This window comes from Streptomyces sp. NPDC046303 (assembly GCF_055588085.1).
On sequence record NZ_JBVJFA010000010.1, the window covers coordinates 106,525 to 126,305 of the forward strand.

The following is a 19,781-nucleotide window of genomic DNA, read 5'->3' on the forward strand; positions in this document are numbered from 1 at the left end:
GTATCGTCCGAACGTGGTCGAGTCCCGGGCATGGGAATACTGGAACCGCTACGAGACCGGCGGTGACATCGGGGACCTCAGCCGGGCGATCGCCGCCATGGCCGGGGAAGAAGGGCCGGAGGTACTCGAGTTCGCGCTCGAGTTCCTCGACCGGCGCGTCGCGGGGGAGGAGTTGACCCTCGACTTCGAAGAGGAAGAGGACCGGCGCGACTGGGCCGCGCTGTTCTACAACCTGGCGGGCGCGACGGTGGAGGACCCGGCGGGCCCGGACCGGGCGATCGCGGCGATGGAGGCCTCCAGGGAACTCCACGAGACCACCGGGGCGACCGTCCTGCTGGGCCGCTACCTGACCCTGCGGAGGTCGCCGGAGGATCTGCGCGCAGGTCTCGAGCTGATGCGTGCGGGGCTGGACCGGACCGAAGCCGGCGACCCCCTCCGGGCAGACGTCCACGTCATGCTCTGCTCGGCCGTCGCCGACCTCCACCTCACCGACGACTCCCCGGCGGTCGGCGTGGAACTGGCGGAGACGTTCATGGCCGCGCTGGCCGAACTCCCCGCCGGCGGGCCGGAGTGGACGGCCACGGCCGAACTCGGGATGGCGATGGCCGGACACCACCTGTTCGACAGCCGTGACCCGGCTGAGGAGTACGCCCTGAGCGCGCTGGCGCTCGCGGTCAATCCGCCCGGCTCCGCCGACCGGCCCCTCGCCCTCTACCGCCGGGCCACCGTGATGGCGGTCAGGAGCTTCACCGACGCGTCGCTGCCGGAGGTGCAGGAAGCCGTCGCGCTCCTGCGCGAAGCACTCGCACTGCCCGCCGGTCCGTTCCCCAGCGCGCTCATCCAGACCTTCCTGAGTCTGTGCCTGGGCCAGGTGTACACCATGACCGGTGACGCGGACCTCGTGGACGAGGCCGTCGACCTGGCCCGGGACGCCCTCGCCGACGCCCCGGCCGAGCTGCTCACGTACTGTCTGGAGAACCTCGGCTCGGCGCTGACGGCCCGCAACCAGCACCGGCGCGACATCGCCGACCTGAACGAGCTGATCGAACTGCTCGGCGGCGACGGATCCGCACTCACCGCGCGCGGCCACGGCCTGGCCTGCGCCGCCTACTACAACCGCTACCTGTTCTCAGGCGTACGCGCGGACCTTCAGGAGTCGGTCGTGCGGGGACGCCGCGCCCTGGACGTCCTCGACGACGACGCCGGACTCGCGGACACCCTCGGCAACGTCGCGAACGCTCTGCGCCTGCGATACGAACTCCTCGGCGACGCGGCCGACTTGGACGAGGCCGTCGAGCTCTGCCGGCGTGCCGTCGAGATCACTCCGCCGAAAGGCACCGACCGGGTCCTCGTCTGCGTCAACCTCAGCACTGCCCTGCGCGAGCGCGTCCAGCGGACCAGTTCGGAAGAGGACCGGCAGGAGTCCCTGCGGGCCGCTCGGGAAGCAATGGCCGCGGCCGTCCCCGGCACCCCCGGCCTCCCCATGGCCCAGTCCGCGCTCGGCGCGTTCCTCTCGGATGAGTTCAAACGCACCGGCGACCGGGCCACCCTCGACGAGTCCGTGCGCCTCCTGCGCGAGGCCTTCGCGCAGACCCGTGACGCCAACGCGACGAACACGCTGGGGGCCGTCCTGCAGGCGCGGTTCGAACTGACCGGATCGACCACCGACCTGAACGAAGCCATCGACCTCTACCGCGCCGTACTCGACGCCACCGAGCCCAGCAGCGCCCTGCATGCCACGACCAGCGGCAACCTGGGCAGTGTGCTCGCCTCCCGGTTCCGCCTGACCCGGAACCGGGACGACATCGGCGAGGCCGTCACCGTCCTGCTCCACGCGGAGGCGCACGCCGACGCGATGACCCGGTCGATGGTCCAGCTCAATCTGACCCAGGCGCTCTCCACCCGCTACCAGGCCTACGAAGACCCCGCCGACCTGGACGCCTCCGTCGAGGCCTCCCGGCAGGCCTACGAGACACTGCCGCCGGGCTCCTGGCGGCGGCCCGGCTACCTCGCCGGATGGGGAACAGGGCTCTTCGTCCGTGCCGTGCACCGGGAGAACCCCGAAGAGCTGGCGCAGGCGATCGCCGTCCTCACGGAGGCGGTCACCACCATGTCCCCGACCGAGCCGAACCGCTCCCGCCACCTCTTCAACCTCGCAGAGGCCCTCCTCGCCCGGGGAACGGCGGACTCCCGGCGCAAGGCCGCCGACGTGCTCCGCGAGGCGGCGTACCTGGAGAGCAGCTCCGCCGAGGCACGCGTACGAGCAGCCCGGCGATGGGCCCAGACCGCCTCCGCGGACGACGACACCGCGGCGGCGCTCGAAGCGCTGCGGCTGGCCGTGGAACTCCTCCCGTTGCTCGCCTGGCGCGGAGTCTCCCGCACCGACCAGGAGCGTGGGCTGGCCGAACTCTCCGGCCTGGCCTGCGACGCCGCCGCACTGGCGATCACCGCGGAACAGCCGCGCCTCGCCGTCGAGCTGCTGGAACACGGGCGGGGCGTGCTCTGGGCGCAACTCCTGGAGACGAGAACCGACCTGACCTCGCTCCAGGAGGCCGAACCGGCCCTCGCCGGCCGGCTCACCGAGGTCCGCGCCGCGCTCGACGAGGTCGTCGACCCGGGCACGGCCGCCTCCCCGACGGCGGCCGACCGCGCCGCCCTGGCCGGCGAATGGGACACCCTCGTCCGCCGGGCCCGCGAGCTGCCGGGGTTCGCCGACTTCCTGAAACCGCCGGTCTTCGCGACCCTCTCCGAGGCCGCGTCGCACGGCCCCGTCGTCCTGCTCAACGTGAGCGCCCTGCGCTGCGACGCCCTGATCGTGCGCACCGGCACGGTCACCGTGCATCCCCTGCCCGAGCTGACCGCCGCCGAAGTGGTGGAGACCGCCAACTCCTATCTGGACCTGCTCGACCGGTCACCGACGGGCCTGGCCGCGGCCCTCACCCTCCACCAGCGGACCGAAGAACTGCTGCGCTGGCTCGGGCGCCACCTCACCGGCCCGGTCCTCGCCGCCCTCGGCGACACCGAACGCCTGTGGTGGTGCCCGACCGGGCCTCTGGCCGCCCTGCCGGTCCACGCGGGCATCGACCCGTCCGGCGCCTGCGCCCTCGACCAGGTGGTCTCCTCGTACACCCCGACCCTGCGCGCCCTGGCCGAGGCACGGTCCCGCCCGGCCGCCGAACCCGCCGACCGCCGCGTCCTGGTCGTCGCCATGGAGCAGACCCCCGGCGCGGCGGACCTGACCGTCCAGCCGGAGGTGGACCTCCTCACCGGCACCTTCGGCGACCGGGCGACCCTCCTCGACGCCCCCTCCATCGCCGACGTCTGCCGGGAACTGCCGGGCCACGCCTGGATCCACCTCGCCTGTCACGGCCTCCAGGACCCCGACCACCCCTCCCGGAGCGGAGTGGCCCTCACCGACGGCGTCCTGACCGTCCTCGACATCGCCGCCCTCTCCCTGCCCCACGCGGAACTGGCCTTCCTCTCCGCCTGCCAGACCGCCGCCGTCGGCTCCACCCTGACCGACGAGGCCATCCACCTGGCCGCGGCCCTCCACACCATCGGCTACCGGCACGTCGTGGCCACCTTGTGGCCCGTCCACGACGCCATCGCCCCCCTGATGGCCGGCCTCGTCTACGCGGACCCCGCCCACGGCGACACGGCGACCCGGCTCAACGCCGCAGCCCGCAGACTCCGCGCCGCGCCCGACACCGCGCTCCCCGTGTTCTGGGCGCCGTACGTACACATCGGCCCCTGACACACGGGCGCAGGGCCGGCCGGCCGGTGACCGGGTCGCGTGTGCACCCGGGTACTCGACGTGCGAACGCGGCGGTCAGGCGGCGTCGTCCGCCGGGCGGCGGAGGAGGCGTCCGGCGGCCTTCAGGCGGGACAGCCTGCGGTGTTCCCGGTCGGCCCAGCGCCGCACGCGATCGGGGTCCAGGGCGGTGCCGTGGCCGACGTGGAGGCGGGCCGGCTGCAAGGCGAGCATCTCCCGGAGGCTGGCGAGGTTGCCCATCGGGTCGTCATGGAAGGGGGGATTGGCCGGACGGCCCCGGACGAGTCCGAAGAAGGAGTTGGCGATCAGGTCGCCGGCAACCAGGTCCCCCTCGTCGGTGAGTACGGATACCGATCCGGCGGTGTGCCCCGGAGTGGGCACGATGCGGGCGGGGACCCCGAAGTCCGCCAGGTCCGTCTCGCCGGTGACGAGGACGCCGGGTTCGAACGGCTCCACACGGACGTGCAGCTTCTTGTTCCTGGCCATCAAGCGGCCCATCGGACCGGTGGGCAGGTACGGCTCACGGGCCCGGCCGGTGCGGAAGACCCCGAGGTCCGCGACGTGGCCGGCCACCGGCGCCCCGGTCAGGCGGTGCAGTTCGGCGGCGGATCCGAAGTGGTCGATGTGGCCGTGCGTGATGACGATCAGGGACACGTCGGCGGGATCGACACCGTGCGAGGCGACCTGCTCGTAGATCCTGCGCCCGCTGCCGGGGGTGCCGGCGTCGACGATGACGGGCCTACGGCCCAGCAGGAGGTACGCGTTGATGTGGTGGCGTCCCATGACAGGGAGCGGGATGACCTTGGTTCCGGGCATTCGGTTCTCCTCGTACCCCCGCGCCGCGCGGAGCGCGGGGTGCGGGGGCGTGACGGTGTTCCGCCCGGCGCGGTCGCGGGGCGGTCGGTGAGCGGTACGGGATGTCAGCGGAAGCGGCGCCGGTACTCGGCGGGTGTGGTGCCCAGACGGCGCCGGAAGGCGCGGTGCAGGCTCTCCACCGAGCCGAGACCGCTGGCGCCGGCCACCTCCGCGAGACCGTGGTCGCTCTCCTGGAGCAGCCGGCGGGCGGCCTCCAGCCGGGCGGACTCGACGTAGGCCGCCGGTGTGGTGCCGGTGCTGCGGCGAAAGAGCCGGTTGAAGTGACGCACGCTCAGGTTCACGCGGGCCGCCAGGGCTTCGGCCGAGAGGTCGTCGGCGAGGTGCTCCCCGATCCACAGGCGCAGCGCGCCGATCCGGTCGCCTTCGGCGGCCGGTGCGGTGAGCGGGACGCTGAACTGGCTCTGCCCGCCGGGCCGCTTGACGTACATGACCATCATGCGGGCAGTGGCCAGGGCGAGATCCGGGCCGTGGTCCTCGCTGACCATCGCCAGAGCCATGTCCATGCCCGAGGTGATGCCCGCGCAGGTCCAGACGCGGCCGGCCCGGATGAAGATCGGATCCGGGTCGACGGTGACGGCGGGGTGCCGTGCGGCCAGCTCTGCGGCGGTGAGCCAGTGCGTGGTCGCGGGCAGACCGTCCAGGACGCCGGCGGCGGCCAGGAGGTGCGCGCCGGCGCAGACGGAGCCGACCCGGTGGGTGCCCCGTGCCGCCTCCCGCAGCCACTCGACGACCACGCCGTCGAGCACGGGTTCCACCCCCTGCTCGCCGACATCGACCGCGCCCGACACGAGCAGCGTGTCCACGTGGTCGCCCACCTCGTCGAGGCTGATGTCGGCCATCAGCCGGACACCGCTGGAGGTGGTCACGGGACCACCGTCGGCTGTCGCGATCCGGACGTCGTACCCGGCACGGCCGGGGCCGCGGACTCGCGTGGCGACCGAGAACACCTCGGCCGGGCCGGTGACATCCAGCAGTTCCACGCCCGGGAAGGCCGTGATGACGATTCTGTGCGGTGACGGCATGTGCAGATCATTTCGGTCCGCCGCGATGTCCGCAATGACGAGGATCTGTCAGATCCGGCCTTCGGGTCCGGGGGCCCGGGCGAGCCCTCCGCGGGGCGTCCGGTTGCCCGGCGCCCGGCGGGGTGAGTGCATGGGAGGGTGCAGGCGCGGAACCGGGAAGGAAGGCGGGGCAGCGCATGTCGATCGACGTGTCCGCCGCGCGGGTGATCCCGCTGCCGTGCGAGCAGGTGGCGGCGTACGCGATGGACTGGCGCCACGATCCGCAGTGGACGCAGGGCATCCGGACGGCCGAGCTGACGCGGGAAGCGGAGGGCGGCGGCTTCGGGGTCGGGGCCGAGGTGACGCGGACGGCGTTCTTCCTGGGCAAGCGGATCGACTACGTGCTGCGCGTCGCCGGATATGAGCCGCCGGTGCTGCTGGACATGGTCTCGGTCTCCGGCCCGATGGCGATGCACGTGACGTACGCCTTCACCCCGCGTCCCGACGGCGGCACCCTGGCCCGGATCCGCGTACGGGGCGACGTGTCCGGCTTCTACCTGCTCGCGGCCCCCCTGGTGAGGCGCAAGGTGCGGTCCTCGCTCGTCAAGGACCTGCGGGACCTGGAGCGGCGGCTGCGGGCGTCCCGACCGGGGTGACCCGGCCGTCCCGAACGCGGCCGGGGAGAGGATCTCCGCGGCGTCCCGACACTCGGTCAGTCGTCGATCGCTCGCAGCGGGTCGTCGCGCAGAACGGGAACAGGGCGGCCTGCCGAGGCGGGCCACCCCGGTTTCAAGCCTCCCCGCCACGGCGACCGGATGCGAAGCGATTCGAAGCGCGTTGCACCCCCCTTCCTCGCTTCCGCACCTCGGAGGAATCCCGGAAGCGCCCCTTGTGTGCTCAGCCCCTCATCCCCGTAGTTGGCATCCCCCACCCGTGGAAGGGCCACCATGGCAAAAGGCGCGGTTCGCAAGATCGGCATGGCGGTGCTGGCGCCGGCGATGGCTCTCGGAGCGGGGGCGGCGGCGCCGTCGGCCCGATCGGCACCTGGCAGGCCAACGTCACGCTCGGCGGCCACAACTGGAACGTATGCAAGGGCACCAACGGGTCCAACCAGGTGTTCTCGTTCCTGCGGACGTCCGACTCCACCTCCGGCACCGTGGACATCAAGCCCGTCCTCAACCGGATCGCCCACACCAAGGGCTGGATGCCCGGCAACGAGGTCATCGGCGACGTGCAGTTCGGCTATGAAATCACCTCGTCGTCCGGCGGACTCGACTTCCACACGAACAACCTGACCATCAGCGGCGGCTGACCCCGACACCGGGTCCAAGGTCGGTCCGCGTCCTGTCGGGGGCGGGCCGACCTCGGCGCGCAGCGGTCAGAAGGTGGCGGAGGGTGCCGGCCCCGTACTCGCCCGCACTGTCAACTCCGGTGCGATGAGGGCGAGTTCGTCGCTGCCGCGCCCGTCGAGTTTGGCGAACAGACGCTCCACGGCCTGCCGGCCCATCTCCTGCGCGGGGATGGAGACCGATGTCAGCCGCACCGAGGCCTGGACGGCCACCTGCTCCGGGCAGATCGCGACCACGGACACGTCCTCGGGCACGGCGCGGCCCTGCCGGCGCAGCAGGGCGAGCAGCGGCTCGACCGCCCGCTCGTTCTGCACGACGAACGCGGAGGTGCCCGGGCGCTCGTCGAGGATGCGGGCGAGCGTGACGGCCATCGCGTCGTAGCCGCCTCCGCACGCCCGGTGCAGCACCCTGATGCCCGACTCCCGCGCACGGGAGCGGAGTCCGTCGAGGGTGCGCTCGGCGAAGCCGGTGTGCCGTTCGTAGACCGCGGGGGGCGCGCCGATGACGGCGATGTCGCGGTGGCCGAGCATGTCCAGGTGCTCGACGCACAGGGCGCCGGTCGCCTTGAAGTCGAGGTCGACGCAGGTCAGTCCGGAGGTGTCGGCGGGCAGTCCGATCAGTACGGACGGCTGGTCGGTGCCGCGCAGCAACGGCAGCCGCTCGTCCTCGAGTTCGACGTCCATCAGGATCATCGCGTCGGCGAGCCCGCTGCCGGTGACGCGGCGGACGGCGTCGGGGCCCTCCTCGCCGGTCAGGAGCAGCACGTCGTACCCGTACGTCCGGGCCGTCGTGGTGACCGCGATGGCGATCTCCATCATCACCGGCACGTACACGTCGGTGCGCAGCGGCACCATGAGCGCGATGATGTTCGACCTGCTGCTGGCCAGGGCCCGCGCGCCCGCGTTCGGGTGGTATCCCAGCTCGCGGATGCTCTGCTCGACCCGCAGCCGGGTGCTCGCGGAGATGGACCGCTTGCCGCTGAGGGCATAGCTCACCGTGCTCGCCGACACTCCGGCGTGCCGGGCGACTTCGGTGAGGGTGACCATCCAGCTCTCCCAGCTCTCCCGGCCTTATGAAGCGCTTCGACAGTGTGGGCGCATCATCGAGGTGAAACGAACGCACGCCGACCCTAGCGTCAGCCCCGGCGCGTGTCCACCATGCGTCGAAGCGCTTCACAGACGAGGTCCCGGGACACCAGCCCGGAAGGGCTCGTGTCCCGGGAGCTCGGTCATCCGGCGGTCAGCGTCGTCCACTTCTGGTGGGAGCCGCCGTGGCAGTCCCACAGCTGGAGCCGGGTGCCGTCGGCCGTGGACGCGCCGGGAACGTCCAGGCAGCGGCCGGAGGCGGGGTTGCGGTAGCCGCCGTTGTACGGCTGCCAGACCTGGTTGGCGCCGCCGTGGCAGGCCCAGATCTGCACCTTCGTGCCGTTGGCGGTGCCCCCGCCGGCGGCGTCGAGGCACTTGCCCAGGGAGCGCAGGGTGCCGTCCGTGTAGGCGGACCAGAGCTGGTTGGCGTTGCCGCCGCAGCCCCAGGTCTGGACGGCGGTCCCGTTGGCCGTGTTGGCACCGCTGACATCCAGGCATTTGCCGGCGATGCCGGACTCCACGCGTGCGGCGGCGGGGGCCGGGTTCCTCAGCCACCCGGCGCTGTCGGCGGCCCGGATGCCGCGGTGGAAGGCGTCCGCCATCTTCCGGTAGCCCGTGTCATTGGGATGCAGGGCGTCGGCCAGGTCGGCGGTGGTCAGGCCGCTCATGTCCACGTACGCGACGCGCTTGCCCGCGGCCTGTGCCTCGCTCACGATGCGGGGGACGGCCTGGTTGTACGCGGCTCGGTGCTGCTCCACCGTGCCGCTGGTGGACACGACCAGGGAGGCCACGAGGACGGTGGCGTCGGGGGCGGCTGCGGTGATCTGGTGGACCAGCGACTTCAGCCGGGCGGCGGCGGTCGAGGGCTGGTAGTTCCCGTTGAGGTCGTTGGTGCCGATCTCCAGCGTCACCACATTGGGCCGGTAGCGGGTCAGCGGGGCGTCGGCGAGTGCGGCGATCTGGTCGATGCGGTATCCGGAGTGGCCTTCGTTGTCGGGGTCGGACATCGCACCGCCCCGCAGCGTGCCGACGAAGTCCAGCGGATGGCCGTCCGCCGCGAGCTTGTCCCACAGCGGACCTCGGTAGCCGTGGCCCGTGCTGCTTCCCACGCCCCAGGTGATGGAGTCGCCCAGCGGCATGACCCGCAGGGGCGTGGTCGGGGCGGCGACGGCGGGAGGAGCACCAGCCGCGATTAATCCGAGCGCGGCAGCGACGAGCGTGATCAGGGTGAGAAGCCAAGACTTCCTCATGCAGGTGTCCTTTCGGCGGTCAGCAGCGGGAGTTGGTCTGGGTGAGCAGGCCCCTGCGCCAGGGCAGGCGGAGGTATTCGTCCTTGGCGCTGGGGTCGATGCCCTGGTAGACGTACTGCAGTCGGCACGGATTTGATGGTCAGGGTCTGGTCGTCGTCGCCGCCGGGGAAGGGGACGTCGTGACGGCCGGCGAACGGTTCGTTCCCGGTGGCGGCCGGCGGGGTCCAGCTGCCGGTGAGGCTGGTCGAGCAGGTTGTTCTTCGTGTCCGACATCACCATCTGCGAGTTCCCGAACCGTTCGGGAAGTTCGCCAGGCCGGTCTGGGGCGCACCACGTGTCGGCGGTCGAGCAGTGATGAACGGCCCTCGGGCGCACCGACGTTGACGTTGGCGACTGCCCGTCGGGCTCTGTCGTTCCGTCGCAGGACAGTAGGCATGCGACATGATCTCGTCAATAGTTCAACCAAAAATTAGGGTGGACAGTGCCCCTCCAGGAGGGTGAGGAGGGTCGCCTTGGCCGTGGCCAAGGCGACGGCGTGATGGAAGGCGGCGTCGCGGGCGTTGAGCTCTTCGATGTCGTCGCGGGCCGCGCGCATGGCAGCCAAGCTCCAGCAGCAGGCTCGGCTGGAGGCCGGTCACATACGTGCCGTGCCCCGCCGCGAGCCCGGGTCCTCACGCATGGCGGCGGCGACCAGGCCTTCGAGGGCGTCGCGCGGTACTTCGCCGCCGCTCACCAGCCGGTCGAAGACCAGTCCGTCGATGCAGGTCAGCAGGATGTGACTGCGATTCTCGACGTCCGTCACCCCGTGCTCGGCGAGGAACAGCCGGACGGCATCGCGGCCGGCGTTCTCGCGGGGTACGAGGATTTCGCGCAGCTCACGGTCGCGCACGCTCTCGACGGCGCAGGCGTAACGAGCGAGCGAGCGGCGGCGGCCCTCGCCGGTGAGTCGCCGTCGGGTGAGCAGCTCCATGCCGTCCACCAGTTCCTCGACGGTACGAAGGGGTGGGAGCTCTTCGGCCATCGTGTGCAGTTCCGCCTGGTCGAGTTGGACCAGGCGTGTGACCAGTCCGGTGAGCAGCGCGGCCCGGGTGCGGAAGTAGGCCGACGTGGTGCCGGGCGGCACGGCCGCTTTGCGGTCGACTGCACGGTGGGTCAGGCCGCGGACCCCGTCGTCGGCAAGTACGTCGAGAGCCGCGTCCGCGAGGAGGGTGCGCCGATCCAAAGCCATGACTCCTTTCTACACCTGTAGAGACTCATATAGAGTCACCTTTCTACAGATGTAGAAGGGTGAGGGCTTCGGCATGGGCAACACGGCAGTGGTGGTCGGAGGGGGCATCGGCGGGCTGGCCGCCGCGATCGGACTGCGCCGCATCGGATGGGAAGTAACGGTCGTCGAGCGTGCCTCCCTGCCCGAGGACGCGGGGGCGGGCATCTCACTGGCCGCCAACGGCCTGCGGGCACTGGATGAACTCGGCGTCGGCGACGCGGTACGGGATGCCTCGCGAGGCCAGTACACCGGCGGCACTCGCACACCACAGGGCGGTTGGCTGACCCGGATGGACGGCTCGGCGCTGGAGAAGGCGGTGGGCACACCGATCATGGGCATCCCCCGCTCCACCTTGCACCGACTGCTCCGCGACTCCCTGCCCGCCGAGGCACTGCTGATCGGCTCCGAGGCGCACTCGGTCGAGCAGCCCGGCCCTGGGACGGTTCGAGTCCGCTGCGGCGAGACCGTCCTGGACGCCGATCTGGTGGTGGCGGCCGACGGCATCGGCAGCACACTGCGCAGCCATCTCTTCCCCGCCCACCCCGGTCCGGTCTACAGCGGCTCGACGGTGTTGCGCGCCATCACCGAGCAGGCGGTCGACCTGCGCACCGACTTCGAGCTGACCTGGGGGCACGGCGCCGAGTTCGGGCACATCGCCTTCCACGACGGACGGGCCGAGTGGCACGCCGTCCTCAACCTCCCCGCCGGGACGCGGTTCGCCGACCCACTGGACGAACTCCGCAGACGATTCCATACCTGGCACGATCCGATCCCCGCCCTGCTCGACGCGACCCGGCCCGCCGCCGTGCTGCACCACGACGTCAACGAACTCCGCACACCGCTCCCCTCGTACACGGTCGGCCGGACCGCGCTGCTCGGCGACGCGGCACACGCGATGACCCCCCACCTCGGACAGGGTGCCTGCCAGGCGCTGGAGGACGCAGTCACCCTGGCCGCCGCACTGGCCACCGAGGCCACCGTGAAGGCCGCGCTCGCTCGCTACGACGCCGAGCGCCGACCGCGCAGCCAGGCCGTCGCGCGGGCCGCGCGGCAGGCCGGGCGCATGGGCCAGCAGCTCTCCCACCCACTGGCCGTCGCCCTGCGGAACACGGCGATGCGGCTGACACCCTCCCGCGCCGCAACGCACATGATCCTTCGGCACCACGCCTGGACCGCACCACAACTGAGCTGAGCCGGACGGCCTGGGGGAGCGGGTGGCTCGGCTGTTGCCGCGTACTCCCGAGCGCTGCCACCGCCATCCCGGGCGACTGCGGGTCCCGACCGGATGGCCCTCACCGGCGTCTTGTACGTGCTGCGGACCGGTGTCGCATGGCGCGACGTCCCGACGGAGACGGTGGGCTGTACGCACCCGTATCCACCGTGGCCGCCTGCGCCGTCCCCACGGCGCCGAACCCACTCAGCAGCGCCGCCATCAAGGCCGCCACCGCGGCGAGCACCCCCACACGCCTCCTGATGCGGGCACCGCCAACCAGCAGGTGCGGCTGGTCGATTCCCCTGACGGTCATGTCCGGTTGATCAACCGCAACAGTGGCAAGGCCGTCGACGTGCAGAACGCCTCGACCGCGGACGGTGCCGAGGTCGTGCAGTTCACCGACTGGGGCGGGGCCAACCAGCAATGGCAACTGGTCCGCACGACGGGCGTGCCGGCGCAGGCGCACACCGCCGGACGGGTCAAGGACGCCGGAAACACGGTGCAGTACAGCTGGCCCGGCCTGTACTTCGAGGGCCGCGTCACGGGCACCGGCGTGGGCATCGTACGGGGCGACTCGGCCGCCGATTACGACGTCCAGGTCGACCGAGCCACGGTCGCCACGCTCCTCACGCCCGGGGACACCACGCACTGGATCAACGGGCTGCCCGACCGTGAGCACACCGTCCGGGTCGTCAAGCGCAACGACACTCCAGGACACACCAGCACGTTCGGGGGCTTCCTGGCCGCGCCCGGCGGCGCCGTACTGAGCAAGCCGACGGCCCGCAGCCGTCAGATCGAGTTCATCGGCGACTCGCTCACCGTGGGCTACGGCAACCTCTCGACCTCCCGCACCTGCACCGCGGACCAGATCAAGCGGAACACCAACTCCGATGTGAGCTACGGCGCGCTCACCGCCCGGCGACTGCATGCGGACTACCAGATCAACGGCTATTCCGGCCTCGGCCTCGTGCGCCACTACAACGGCGGCCGGTCGGACGTCACGTACCGGACCTTCTACGACCGCGCCCTGCTGAACGTGCCCGGCGGCGTCTGGCAGAACCCGGGCACCTGGCGCCCCCACCTCGTGGTGGTCAACCTCGGCACCAACGACTTCTCGACCGCCGTCAACCCCGGAGAGCCGTGGACGCCCGACAGCCTCGCGGCCGGCTACCGCGGCGCCTACGGCGACTTCGTCCAGAAACTGCGCACCCCCTACGGGGCCGGGACGACCATCGTGGCAGTCGGCGCCGGCCAGTACGCCGGCCACGTCCAGCAGGTGGTCACGGCGCGCAACGACGCCCGCGACAGCAGGGTTCCGCTACTGGTCCTCGACGACTCGGACCTGGACTTCCTCGGCTGCGACTGGCACTACTCGGCCCGTGACGACCGCCTCGTCGCCGACCGGCTCACCTCGTTCATCGCCGGGCTGCCGACCGTCTGGTAGCCCGCAAAGTGTGAGCGCTAACAACCTCGAGAGGTGCACGCGCTCGCGGGGGCCGTATGCGAGTTCCATGGCGCAGCGGCCCCCGTGCGCGTCGGACGCCGAGTCGACATGCCCTGAGTGCGCCGCAGGTTGCGGCGTCATCCGGGTGGCAGGGCCAACGGCATCGTGAAGAAGGCGAGCCGGCCGCGCGCGCCGTACGCGACGCGGTAACGGGCAGGTAACGCGGACGCAAGGGGGTTGAGAACCCGGCATGTTAGCGCTCACAATGCGACAGCACCCCTTCCCGTGCGCCCTGAAAGGACACTCGACATGGCTCGCAGAGCAGCCCTCGTCCTCACCGCCGCCCTTCTCGCCTCCTCGGCGTTGACCGCCTGCTCGACCGAGGGCCCGGCGGCCTCCTCCTCCGCCGCCTCCTCCCCGGGAGCCAAGAAGGGCTCCGGCGGCACGATCACGCTCGGCTTCGCCCAGGTCGGCGCCGAAAGCGGTTGGCGCACCGCCAACACCAAGTCCGTTCAGGAGGCGGCGAAGAAGGCCGGGATCACCCTGAAGTTCTCCGACGCGCAGCAGAAGCAGGAGAACCAGATCAAGGCGATCCGCAACTTCATCCAGCAGAAGGTCGACGTCATCGCCTTCTCGCCGGTCGTGGAGTCCGGCTGGGACACGGTGCTGAAGGAGGCCAAGGACGCGGGCATCCCGGTCATCCTCACGGACCGCGCCGTGGACACCAAGGACACCTCGCTCTACAAGACCTTCCTGGGCTCGGACTTCGTCAAGGAGGGCAAGTCCGCGGGCGAGTGGCTGACCGGCGCGTACGCGAACGAGCAGGGCCCGGTCAACATCGTCGAGCTCCAGGGCACCACGGGCTCCGCACCCGCCAACGACCGCAAGGCCGGCTTCGCCGACGTCATCCGCGCCGACGACAAGTTCAAGATCGTGGCCTCGCAGTCGGGCGACTTCACCCGCGCCAAGGGCAAGGAGGTCATGCAGGCGTTCCTGAAGTCCCAGAAGGACATCGACGTCCTCTACGCCCACAACGACGACATGGCCCTGGGCGCCATCCAGGCCATCGAGGAGTCCGGCAAGAAGCCCGGGACGGACATCAAGGTGATCTCCGTGGACGGAATCAAGGACGCCTTCGTCGCGATGACCGAGGGCAAGATCAACGTCGTGGTGGAGTGCAACCCGCTGCTCGGCGACCAGCTGATGGAGCTGACCAAGAAGGTCGCGGCGGGGGAGACCGTGCCGGCTCGCGTCGAAACCGTGGAGGGCGTCTTCACGCAGGACAAGGCCGCGGCCGCGCTGCCCTCCCGGAACTACTGACGCAGCAGCTCGCGGTGCCGGAGGAGGCCCGCCCCAGCCCAGCCCAGTCCGGCCCAGCCCAGCCCGGCCCGGCCCAGCCCAGCCCGGCCCGGCCCTGCCCGACCCGCCCCAGCGCACCCCGGTGCCTCCTTCACCCTCCAGCGCCCGCTCCACCACCCCACCCATGAGAGGAGGGCGGATGGCATCCCCACCCACCCCGCGGCCCGCGGACGCCGACGGCCCGCGGCCCGTCCTGGAAGCCCGGGACATCCGCAAGCAGTTCCCGGGCGTGCTCGCCCTCGACGGAGTCGCCCTGCGGCTCTTCCCCGGTGAGGTGCACGCCCTGATGGGCGAGAACGGCGCCGGCAAGTCCACCTTGATCAAGGTGCTCACCGGTGTCCACCCCGCCGATGGCGGCAGCATCCTCGTCGACGGCCGGCCCCACGCGTTCGCGGATCCCCTCCAGGCACAGCAGGCCGGAATCAGCACCGTCTACCAGGAGGTCAACCTCTGCCCGAACATCTCGGTCGCCGAGAACATCCTCATCGGGCGCGAACCCCGCCGGTTCGGTCTCGTCCACTGGTCCGCGATGCGCCGGCGCGCGGCGGAACTGCTGACGGAACTGGACCTCGACCTCGACGTCACCGGTCTGCTCGGCTCGCACTCCCTGGCGGTGCAGCAACTGGTCGCCATCGTCCGGGCGGTGGACGTCTCGGCGAAGGTGCTCGTCCTGGACGAACCCACCTCCAGCCTGGACCGTGAGGAGGTGGCCCAGCTCTTCACCCTGGTACGGCGCCTGCGGGACCGCGGTGTGGCCATCCTGTTCGTCACGCACTTCCTCGACCAGGTATTCGATCTGTGCGACCGGGTCACCGTCCTGCGCAACGGCCGCCTGGAAGGCGAGTACCCCATCGGCGAACTCACTCCGGTGACGCTGGTGCAGCGCATGATCGGCGGCGAACTGGCCACCCTCGACCAGCTGTCCGACCGCGCCCACGAGGCGGCGGCCGAACGGGCCACCAGCGAGCCGTTCCTCCAGGCGCGGCAGCTGACCCGCACGGGCTCGATCGAACCGTACGACCTCGACATCCATGCGGGAGAGGTCATCGGACTGGCCGGCCTCCTGGGCTCGGGCCGCACCGAGGTGGCGCGCCTCCTGTTCGGCGCGGACAGCGCGGACGGCGGAGAGGTGAGCATCGAGGGCGAGAAGGTGCTCCTGCGCACCCCCCGCCACGCCATCGCCCGAGGCATCGCGTTCTGCTCCGAGAACCGCAAGTCCGAAGGACTGGTCGGCGAGCTGACGGTGCGCGAGAACATCATCCTCGCGCTGCAGGCCGCCCGCGGCTGGACCAGGCCCCTGGCCCGTACGAGACAGGACGAACTGGCACGGCACTGGATCGCGGCCCTGGACATCCGCCCCGCCGACCCCGAAGCGCAGGTACGCCACCTCAGCGGAGGCAACCAGCAGAAAGTGCTCCTCGCGCGGTGGCTGCTGACCGACCCCCGGCTCCTGATCCTCGACGAACCGACCCGGGGCATCGACATCGGGGCCAAGGCGGAGATCCAGAAACTCGTGGCCCGTCTGGCGGGCGAAGGCACCGCCGTGCTGTTCATCTCGGCGGAACTCGAAGAGGTCCTGCGCCTGAGCCACCACATCGCCGTGCTCCGCGACCACCGCATGGTGGCCACCCTCACGAACGACGACAGCGTCACGCCCGAACGCATCCTCACCACCATCGCCACCGGAGCGGACTCATGACCCCCCAGCCTGCCAAGACCACGGCGGTCGGCGGAATCGGGAAACGGCTGGCCGGCCACCGCCTGCTGTGGCCGACGCTCATCCTCCTCGCCCTGCTCCTCGGCAACCTCGCGTTCCACCACGACTTCTTCTCCGTCCGTGTACGCGACGGCCACCTCTACGGCAGCCTCATCGACATCCTCCAGTTCGGCGCGCCCCTCACCCTGGTGGCCCTCGGCATGACCCTCGTCATCGCCACCCGCGGCATCGACCTCTCGGTGGGTTCCACCGTCGCCATCGCCGGGGCCGTCGCCTGCGGGCACATCGCCACCGCCGCACGTCCCGGCAGCGTCGCCACCATGCTCACCGCCGTCGCCCTCGCCCTCGGCGTCGCCCTCGTACTGGGCCTCGCCAACGGCTTCCTGGTGTCCGGGCTGGGCGTGCAGCCCATCGTGGCCACCTTGATCCTCATGGTCGCGGGCCGCGGCGTCGCCCAGCTGATCACCGACGGCCAGATCATCACGGTGACCAGCGCCCCCTACAAGATGATCGGCGGCGGGTACTGGCTGACCTTCCCGTTCGCCGTCCTCCTGGCAGCCGCCCTCGTCGCGCTCACCGCCTTCATCACCCGCCGCAGCGCACTCGGCATGCTGATCGAGTCCGTGGGCGGCAACCCCGCCGCGAGCCGCCTGGTCGGCATCCGCGCCGGCGGTCTGCTCGTCCTCGTCTACGTCTTCAGCGCGCTGTGCGCCGCCATCGCCGGACTGATGATCAGCTCCAACGTCTCCAGCGCCGACGGAAACAACGCCGGCCTGTGGATCGAACTCGACGCGATCCTCGCCGTCGTCGTCGGCGGCACCGCCCTGACCGGAGGACGCTTCTCCCTCGGCGGCACCGTCCTGGGCGCCCTGACCATCCAGACCCTGTCCACCACCGTCTACACGCTCGGCGTCCCGCCCGAGACCACCCTCGTCTTCAAGGCGTTCGTCGTCATCGTCGTCTGCCTCGTGCAGTCCCCGGTCTTCCGGGCCAAGGTCCTCGGCCGCCGCGGGACGACCACTCCCCGATCCCACACCACGTCGGGCGCCGCCCCGCAGCAGCAGGAGGTACGCGTATGAGTACCGGCATCGCGAGCCTCGGCGCGCACCTCACCCGCCCCTTCGCGACCGTGTCCCCGCGCACCCGCACCCGTATCCCGCTGATCGTCACGGCCGTCCTGCTGGTCGTCATGTTCAGCGTCGGATCGGTGCGCTACGAGGGCTTCCTGTCCACGCAAGTCGTGCTCAACCTGCTGATCGACAACGGATTCCTGCTGGTCGTCGCGGTCGGGGCGACCTTCGTCATCCTCACCGGCGGCATCGATCTGTCCGTCGGTTCCATGGTGGCCCTGTCGACCATGCTCACCGCCTGGCTGGTCGAGTCGCACGGCTGGCCCCTGGCCACCGTCATGCCCCTGGTCCTGCTGGTCGGCGCCGCGAGCGGGGCGCTCATGGGCTGGATCATCCACACCTTCGAGATCCAGCCGTTCATCGTCACCCTCGCCGGCATGTTCCTCGCGCGCGGGCTCTGCTACACGATCAGCACGGAATCCATCACGATCAGCGACCCCACCACGGCGGCCATCGCGCAGACCCGGCTGTACGGCCCGGGGGGTCTGTTCGTCTCCATCCCGGTGGTCATCGCCCTGGCCGTGCTGGTGATCGCCTTCGTCGTGCTGCACCACACCCGCTTCGGCCGCAACGTGTACGCGCTGGGCGGCAATGAGTCCTCCGCACGCCTGATGGGCCTTCCGGTGGGCTCCACCAAGATCGCCGTGTATGCCGTCAGCGGCCTGTGCTCGGCCCTCGGCGGCCTGCTGCTGACCTTCTACATGCTCTCCGGGTACGCCCTCCACGCCATGGGCATGGAACTCGACGCGATCGCCGCCACCGTGATCGGCGGCACGCTGCTGACCGGCGGCTCCGGGTTCGTCCTGGGCACCGCCCTCGGCGTGCTCGTTCTCGGCATGATCCAGACGGTCGTCAACTTCCAGGGCACCCTCAGCTCCTGGTGGACCCGGATCGTCATCGGCGCCCTGCTGCTCGTGTTCATCGTGCTGCAACGTCTGATGAGCGGGCGCCGCCCCGCCGCCGACTGACTCACGGCTCCCGGAACCGCCCGACGGTCCCTCACGCCCGTCGCCCTCGCGCCCGGTCGAGCGGCCACCGCCCGGGGCGGAAGGGCGGCGGCACGGCCGTATCCGCGGCCGGTAGGGGAGAGTGGCGATCCCCGGGCGGTGGGGGAATCAGCCCCCGGCGGGGGAGATCCTGCGGGCCGTACTGGCGCGCACGATGAGCTCGGGGGCCACCACCAGGTGCGTCGCCTCGGCGGTCCGGCCTTCGATGTGGTCCAGGAGCAGTCCGATGCTGTCGCGACCGAGCGAGGCGAAGTCCTGCCGGATGGTCGTCAGCGGGGGAGGGAAGAACTCCGCCTCGGGGATGTCGTCGAAGCCGGCGACCGCCACGTCCTCCGGCGTGCGCAGGCCCGCCTCCCGCAAGGCCCGCAGGACACCGAGGGCCATCTGGTCGTTGGCGACGAACACGGCGGTGAGGCCCGCTTCCCGTCCTCGTGACGCCCGGACCCGGCCGGCGAGCTGCTGGCCGGCCTGGTATCCCGACAGCGGACTCCAGTCGCCGCGCAGCAGGGGCGGCACCTCGGCGCCGGCCTCGCGCAGGGCGTTCTCCCACCCTTGGGTGCGGGCCTCGCTCTCGAGCCAGTCGGCAGGGCCCGCGACGTGCCACACGGTGGCGTGGCCCGACGCGAGGAGGTGTTCCGTGATCATGCGGGCGCCGAGGTCCTGGTCCAGCGAGACCCCCGGCAGGTCCAGGGTGTGGCCGCCTTCCACGGTGACCACCGGGCACGGTGCCTCCAGTGCCGCCAGGGCCCGCACCGCGTCGCGTTGGGGAGTGACGGCGACGATCCCCTCCACGCCCCACCCGGCGAGGTGCTGCATGGCTTCGGCGAGGGCCGTCCGCGTGGCGGTCCGCAGCGTGACGGCGGACGTCAGGTAGCCGCGGTCCCGCGCCGCCTCCTCCACTCCCGCCACGGTGCTGGCGGGCCCGTGCAGCGTGGTGTTCACCGCGATGACGCCCAGCGTGTGGGTACGGCGAGTGGCCAGGGCCCGGGCTGCCGAGTTGCGGCGGTACCCCAGCTGCTCGATGACCTGGGTCACGGCGGCCCGGGTCTTGGCGCTGACGTTGGGGTGGTCGCTGAGCACCCGTGAAACGGTCTGGTGGGACACGCCGGCGACGCGCGCGACGTCCGTCATCGTGGGCGCTCGCGGGACGTCTGGGAGCTGGGTCAACCCTCTTCCTTTCCTCATCGAGCGGCCTGCCTCAAGGTACCGAACCGTCCCCGGCCCGCCCACAGGTCGGACCGATCGGCAGATCGTCGGCGGAGAATCGATGTTGGCGCTCACATTATGCAGCGCTGAACACACGTCATGGTG

Annotated in this window: 14 protein-coding genes and 2 pseudogenes; 9 read left to right on the plus strand and 7 right to left on the minus strand. The window is 71.3% G+C overall.

Features of this window, described 5'->3' with window-relative positions; translation table 11 throughout:
- Positions 1 to 13: 13 nt before the first annotated feature.
- On the plus strand, positions 14 to 3,754 hold the full coding sequence (locus tag ACZ6I1_RS13160; protein WP_469286469.1) for a CHAT domain-containing protein: 3,741 nt from the start codon (positions 14 to 16) through the stop codon (positions 3,752 to 3,754).
- 75 nt (positions 3,755 to 3,829) lie between these two features.
- On the opposite strand, the gene ACZ6I1_RS13165 is transcribed toward ACZ6I1_RS13160, so the two are convergent.
- Both ACZ6I1_RS13165 and ACZ6I1_RS13170 read right to left on the minus strand, forming a co-directional pair.
- Positions 3,830 to 4,588, minus strand: coding sequence for an MBL fold metallo-hydrolase (locus ACZ6I1_RS13165; RefSeq protein WP_469286471.1), 759 nt, complete (start codon positions 4,586 to 4,588; stop codon positions 3,830 to 3,832).
- A 104-nt stretch (positions 4,589 to 4,692) separates the two neighbouring features.
- Positions 4,693 to 5,670: a GlxA family transcriptional regulator gene (locus tag ACZ6I1_RS13170; protein WP_469286473.1), complete on the minus strand. Its 978-nt coding sequence runs from the start codon at positions 5,668 to 5,670 to the stop codon at positions 4,693 to 4,695.
- A gap of 176 nt (positions 5,671 to 5,846) precedes the next feature.
- Here ACZ6I1_RS13170 and ACZ6I1_RS13175 point away from each other — a divergent pair, with 176 nt between their 5' ends.
- On the plus strand, positions 5,847 to 6,305 hold the full coding sequence (locus ACZ6I1_RS13175) for an SRPBCC family protein (protein WP_469286475.1): 459 nt from the start codon (positions 5,847 to 5,849) through the stop codon (positions 6,303 to 6,305).
- Positions 6,306 to 6,670: 365 nt separating this feature from the next.
- Positions 6,671 to 6,961 (plus strand): annotated as a pseudogene (locus ACZ6I1_RS13180) (GH12 family glycosyl hydrolase domain-containing protein); the annotation flags it as partial.
- A 66-nt stretch (positions 6,962 to 7,027) separates the two neighbouring features.
- On the opposite strand, the gene ACZ6I1_RS13185 reads toward ACZ6I1_RS13180, so the two are convergent.
- The 4 genes from ACZ6I1_RS13185 to ACZ6I1_RS13200 form a co-directional block, all read right to left on the minus strand.
- On the minus strand, positions 7,028 to 8,044 hold the full coding sequence (locus ACZ6I1_RS13185) for a LacI family DNA-binding transcriptional regulator (RefSeq protein ID WP_469286477.1): 1,017 nt from the start codon (positions 8,042 to 8,044) through the stop codon (positions 7,028 to 7,030).
- Between the two features lie 182 nt (positions 8,045 to 8,226).
- Positions 8,227 to 9,333 carry a ricin-type beta-trefoil lectin domain protein gene (locus ACZ6I1_RS13190; protein ID WP_469286479.1) on the minus strand — a complete coding sequence of 369 codons (1,107 nt, stop codon included), beginning with the start codon at positions 9,331 to 9,333 and terminating at the stop codon, positions 8,227 to 8,229.
- Positions 9,334 to 9,802: 469 nt separating this feature from the next.
- A complete protein-coding gene (locus tag ACZ6I1_RS13195; protein WP_469286481.1) occupies positions 9,803 to 9,928 on the minus strand; it encodes a hypothetical protein in 126 nt (41 codons plus the stop codon).
- A gap of 39 nt (positions 9,929 to 9,967) precedes the next feature.
- Positions 9,968 to 10,561, minus strand: coding sequence for a TetR/AcrR family transcriptional regulator (locus tag ACZ6I1_RS13200; protein ID WP_469286483.1), 594 nt, complete (start codon positions 10,559 to 10,561; stop codon positions 9,968 to 9,970).
- Positions 10,562 to 10,634: 73 nt separating this feature from the next.
- Here ACZ6I1_RS13200 and ACZ6I1_RS13205 point away from each other — a divergent pair, with 73 nt between their 5' ends.
- From ACZ6I1_RS13205 to yjfF, 6 genes and pseudogenes are all read left to right on the plus strand, one after another.
- Positions 10,635 to 11,792, plus strand: coding sequence for an FAD-dependent monooxygenase (locus tag ACZ6I1_RS13205; protein WP_469286485.1), 1,158 nt, complete (start codon positions 10,635 to 10,637; stop codon positions 11,790 to 11,792).
- A gap of 280 nt (positions 11,793 to 12,072) precedes the next feature.
- A pseudogene (locus ACZ6I1_RS13210) lies at positions 12,073 to 13,257 on the plus strand (RICIN domain-containing protein); the annotation flags it as partial.
- A gap of 309 nt (positions 13,258 to 13,566) precedes the next feature.
- Positions 13,567 to 14,577, plus strand: a complete 1,011-nt coding sequence (locus ACZ6I1_RS13215; protein ID WP_469286487.1) for an ABC transporter substrate-binding protein — start codon at positions 13,567 to 13,569, stop codon at positions 14,575 to 14,577.
- A gap of 178 nt (positions 14,578 to 14,755) precedes the next feature.
- Complete coding sequence (locus ACZ6I1_RS13220) at positions 14,756 to 16,315, plus strand: sugar ABC transporter ATP-binding protein (protein ID WP_469286489.1); 1,560 nt, start codon at positions 14,756 to 14,758, stop codon at positions 16,313 to 16,315.
- On the plus strand, positions 16,312 to 17,412 hold the full coding sequence (locus ACZ6I1_RS13225; protein ID WP_469286491.1) for an ABC transporter permease: 1,101 nt from the start codon (positions 16,312 to 16,314) through the stop codon (positions 17,410 to 17,412). Before ACZ6I1_RS13220 ends, ACZ6I1_RS13225 begins: the two co-directional genes overlap by 4 nt.
- On the plus strand, positions 17,409 to 18,431 hold the full coding sequence (yjfF, locus tag ACZ6I1_RS13230; RefSeq protein WP_469286494.1) for a galactofuranose ABC transporter, permease protein YjfF: 1,023 nt from the start codon (positions 17,409 to 17,411) through the stop codon (positions 18,429 to 18,431). Before ACZ6I1_RS13225 ends, yjfF begins: the two co-directional genes overlap by 4 nt.
- Before the next feature lie 147 nt (positions 18,432 to 18,578).
- Here the strand turns inward: yjfF and ACZ6I1_RS13235 are convergent, their stop codons facing one another.
- The gene (locus ACZ6I1_RS13235; RefSeq protein WP_469286728.1) at positions 18,579 to 19,601 is read right to left on the minus strand and encodes a LacI family DNA-binding transcriptional regulator; all 1,023 of its coding nucleotides are present in this window, start codon (positions 19,599 to 19,601) and stop codon (positions 18,579 to 18,581) included.
- Positions 19,602 to 19,781 lie beyond the last annotated feature (180 nt).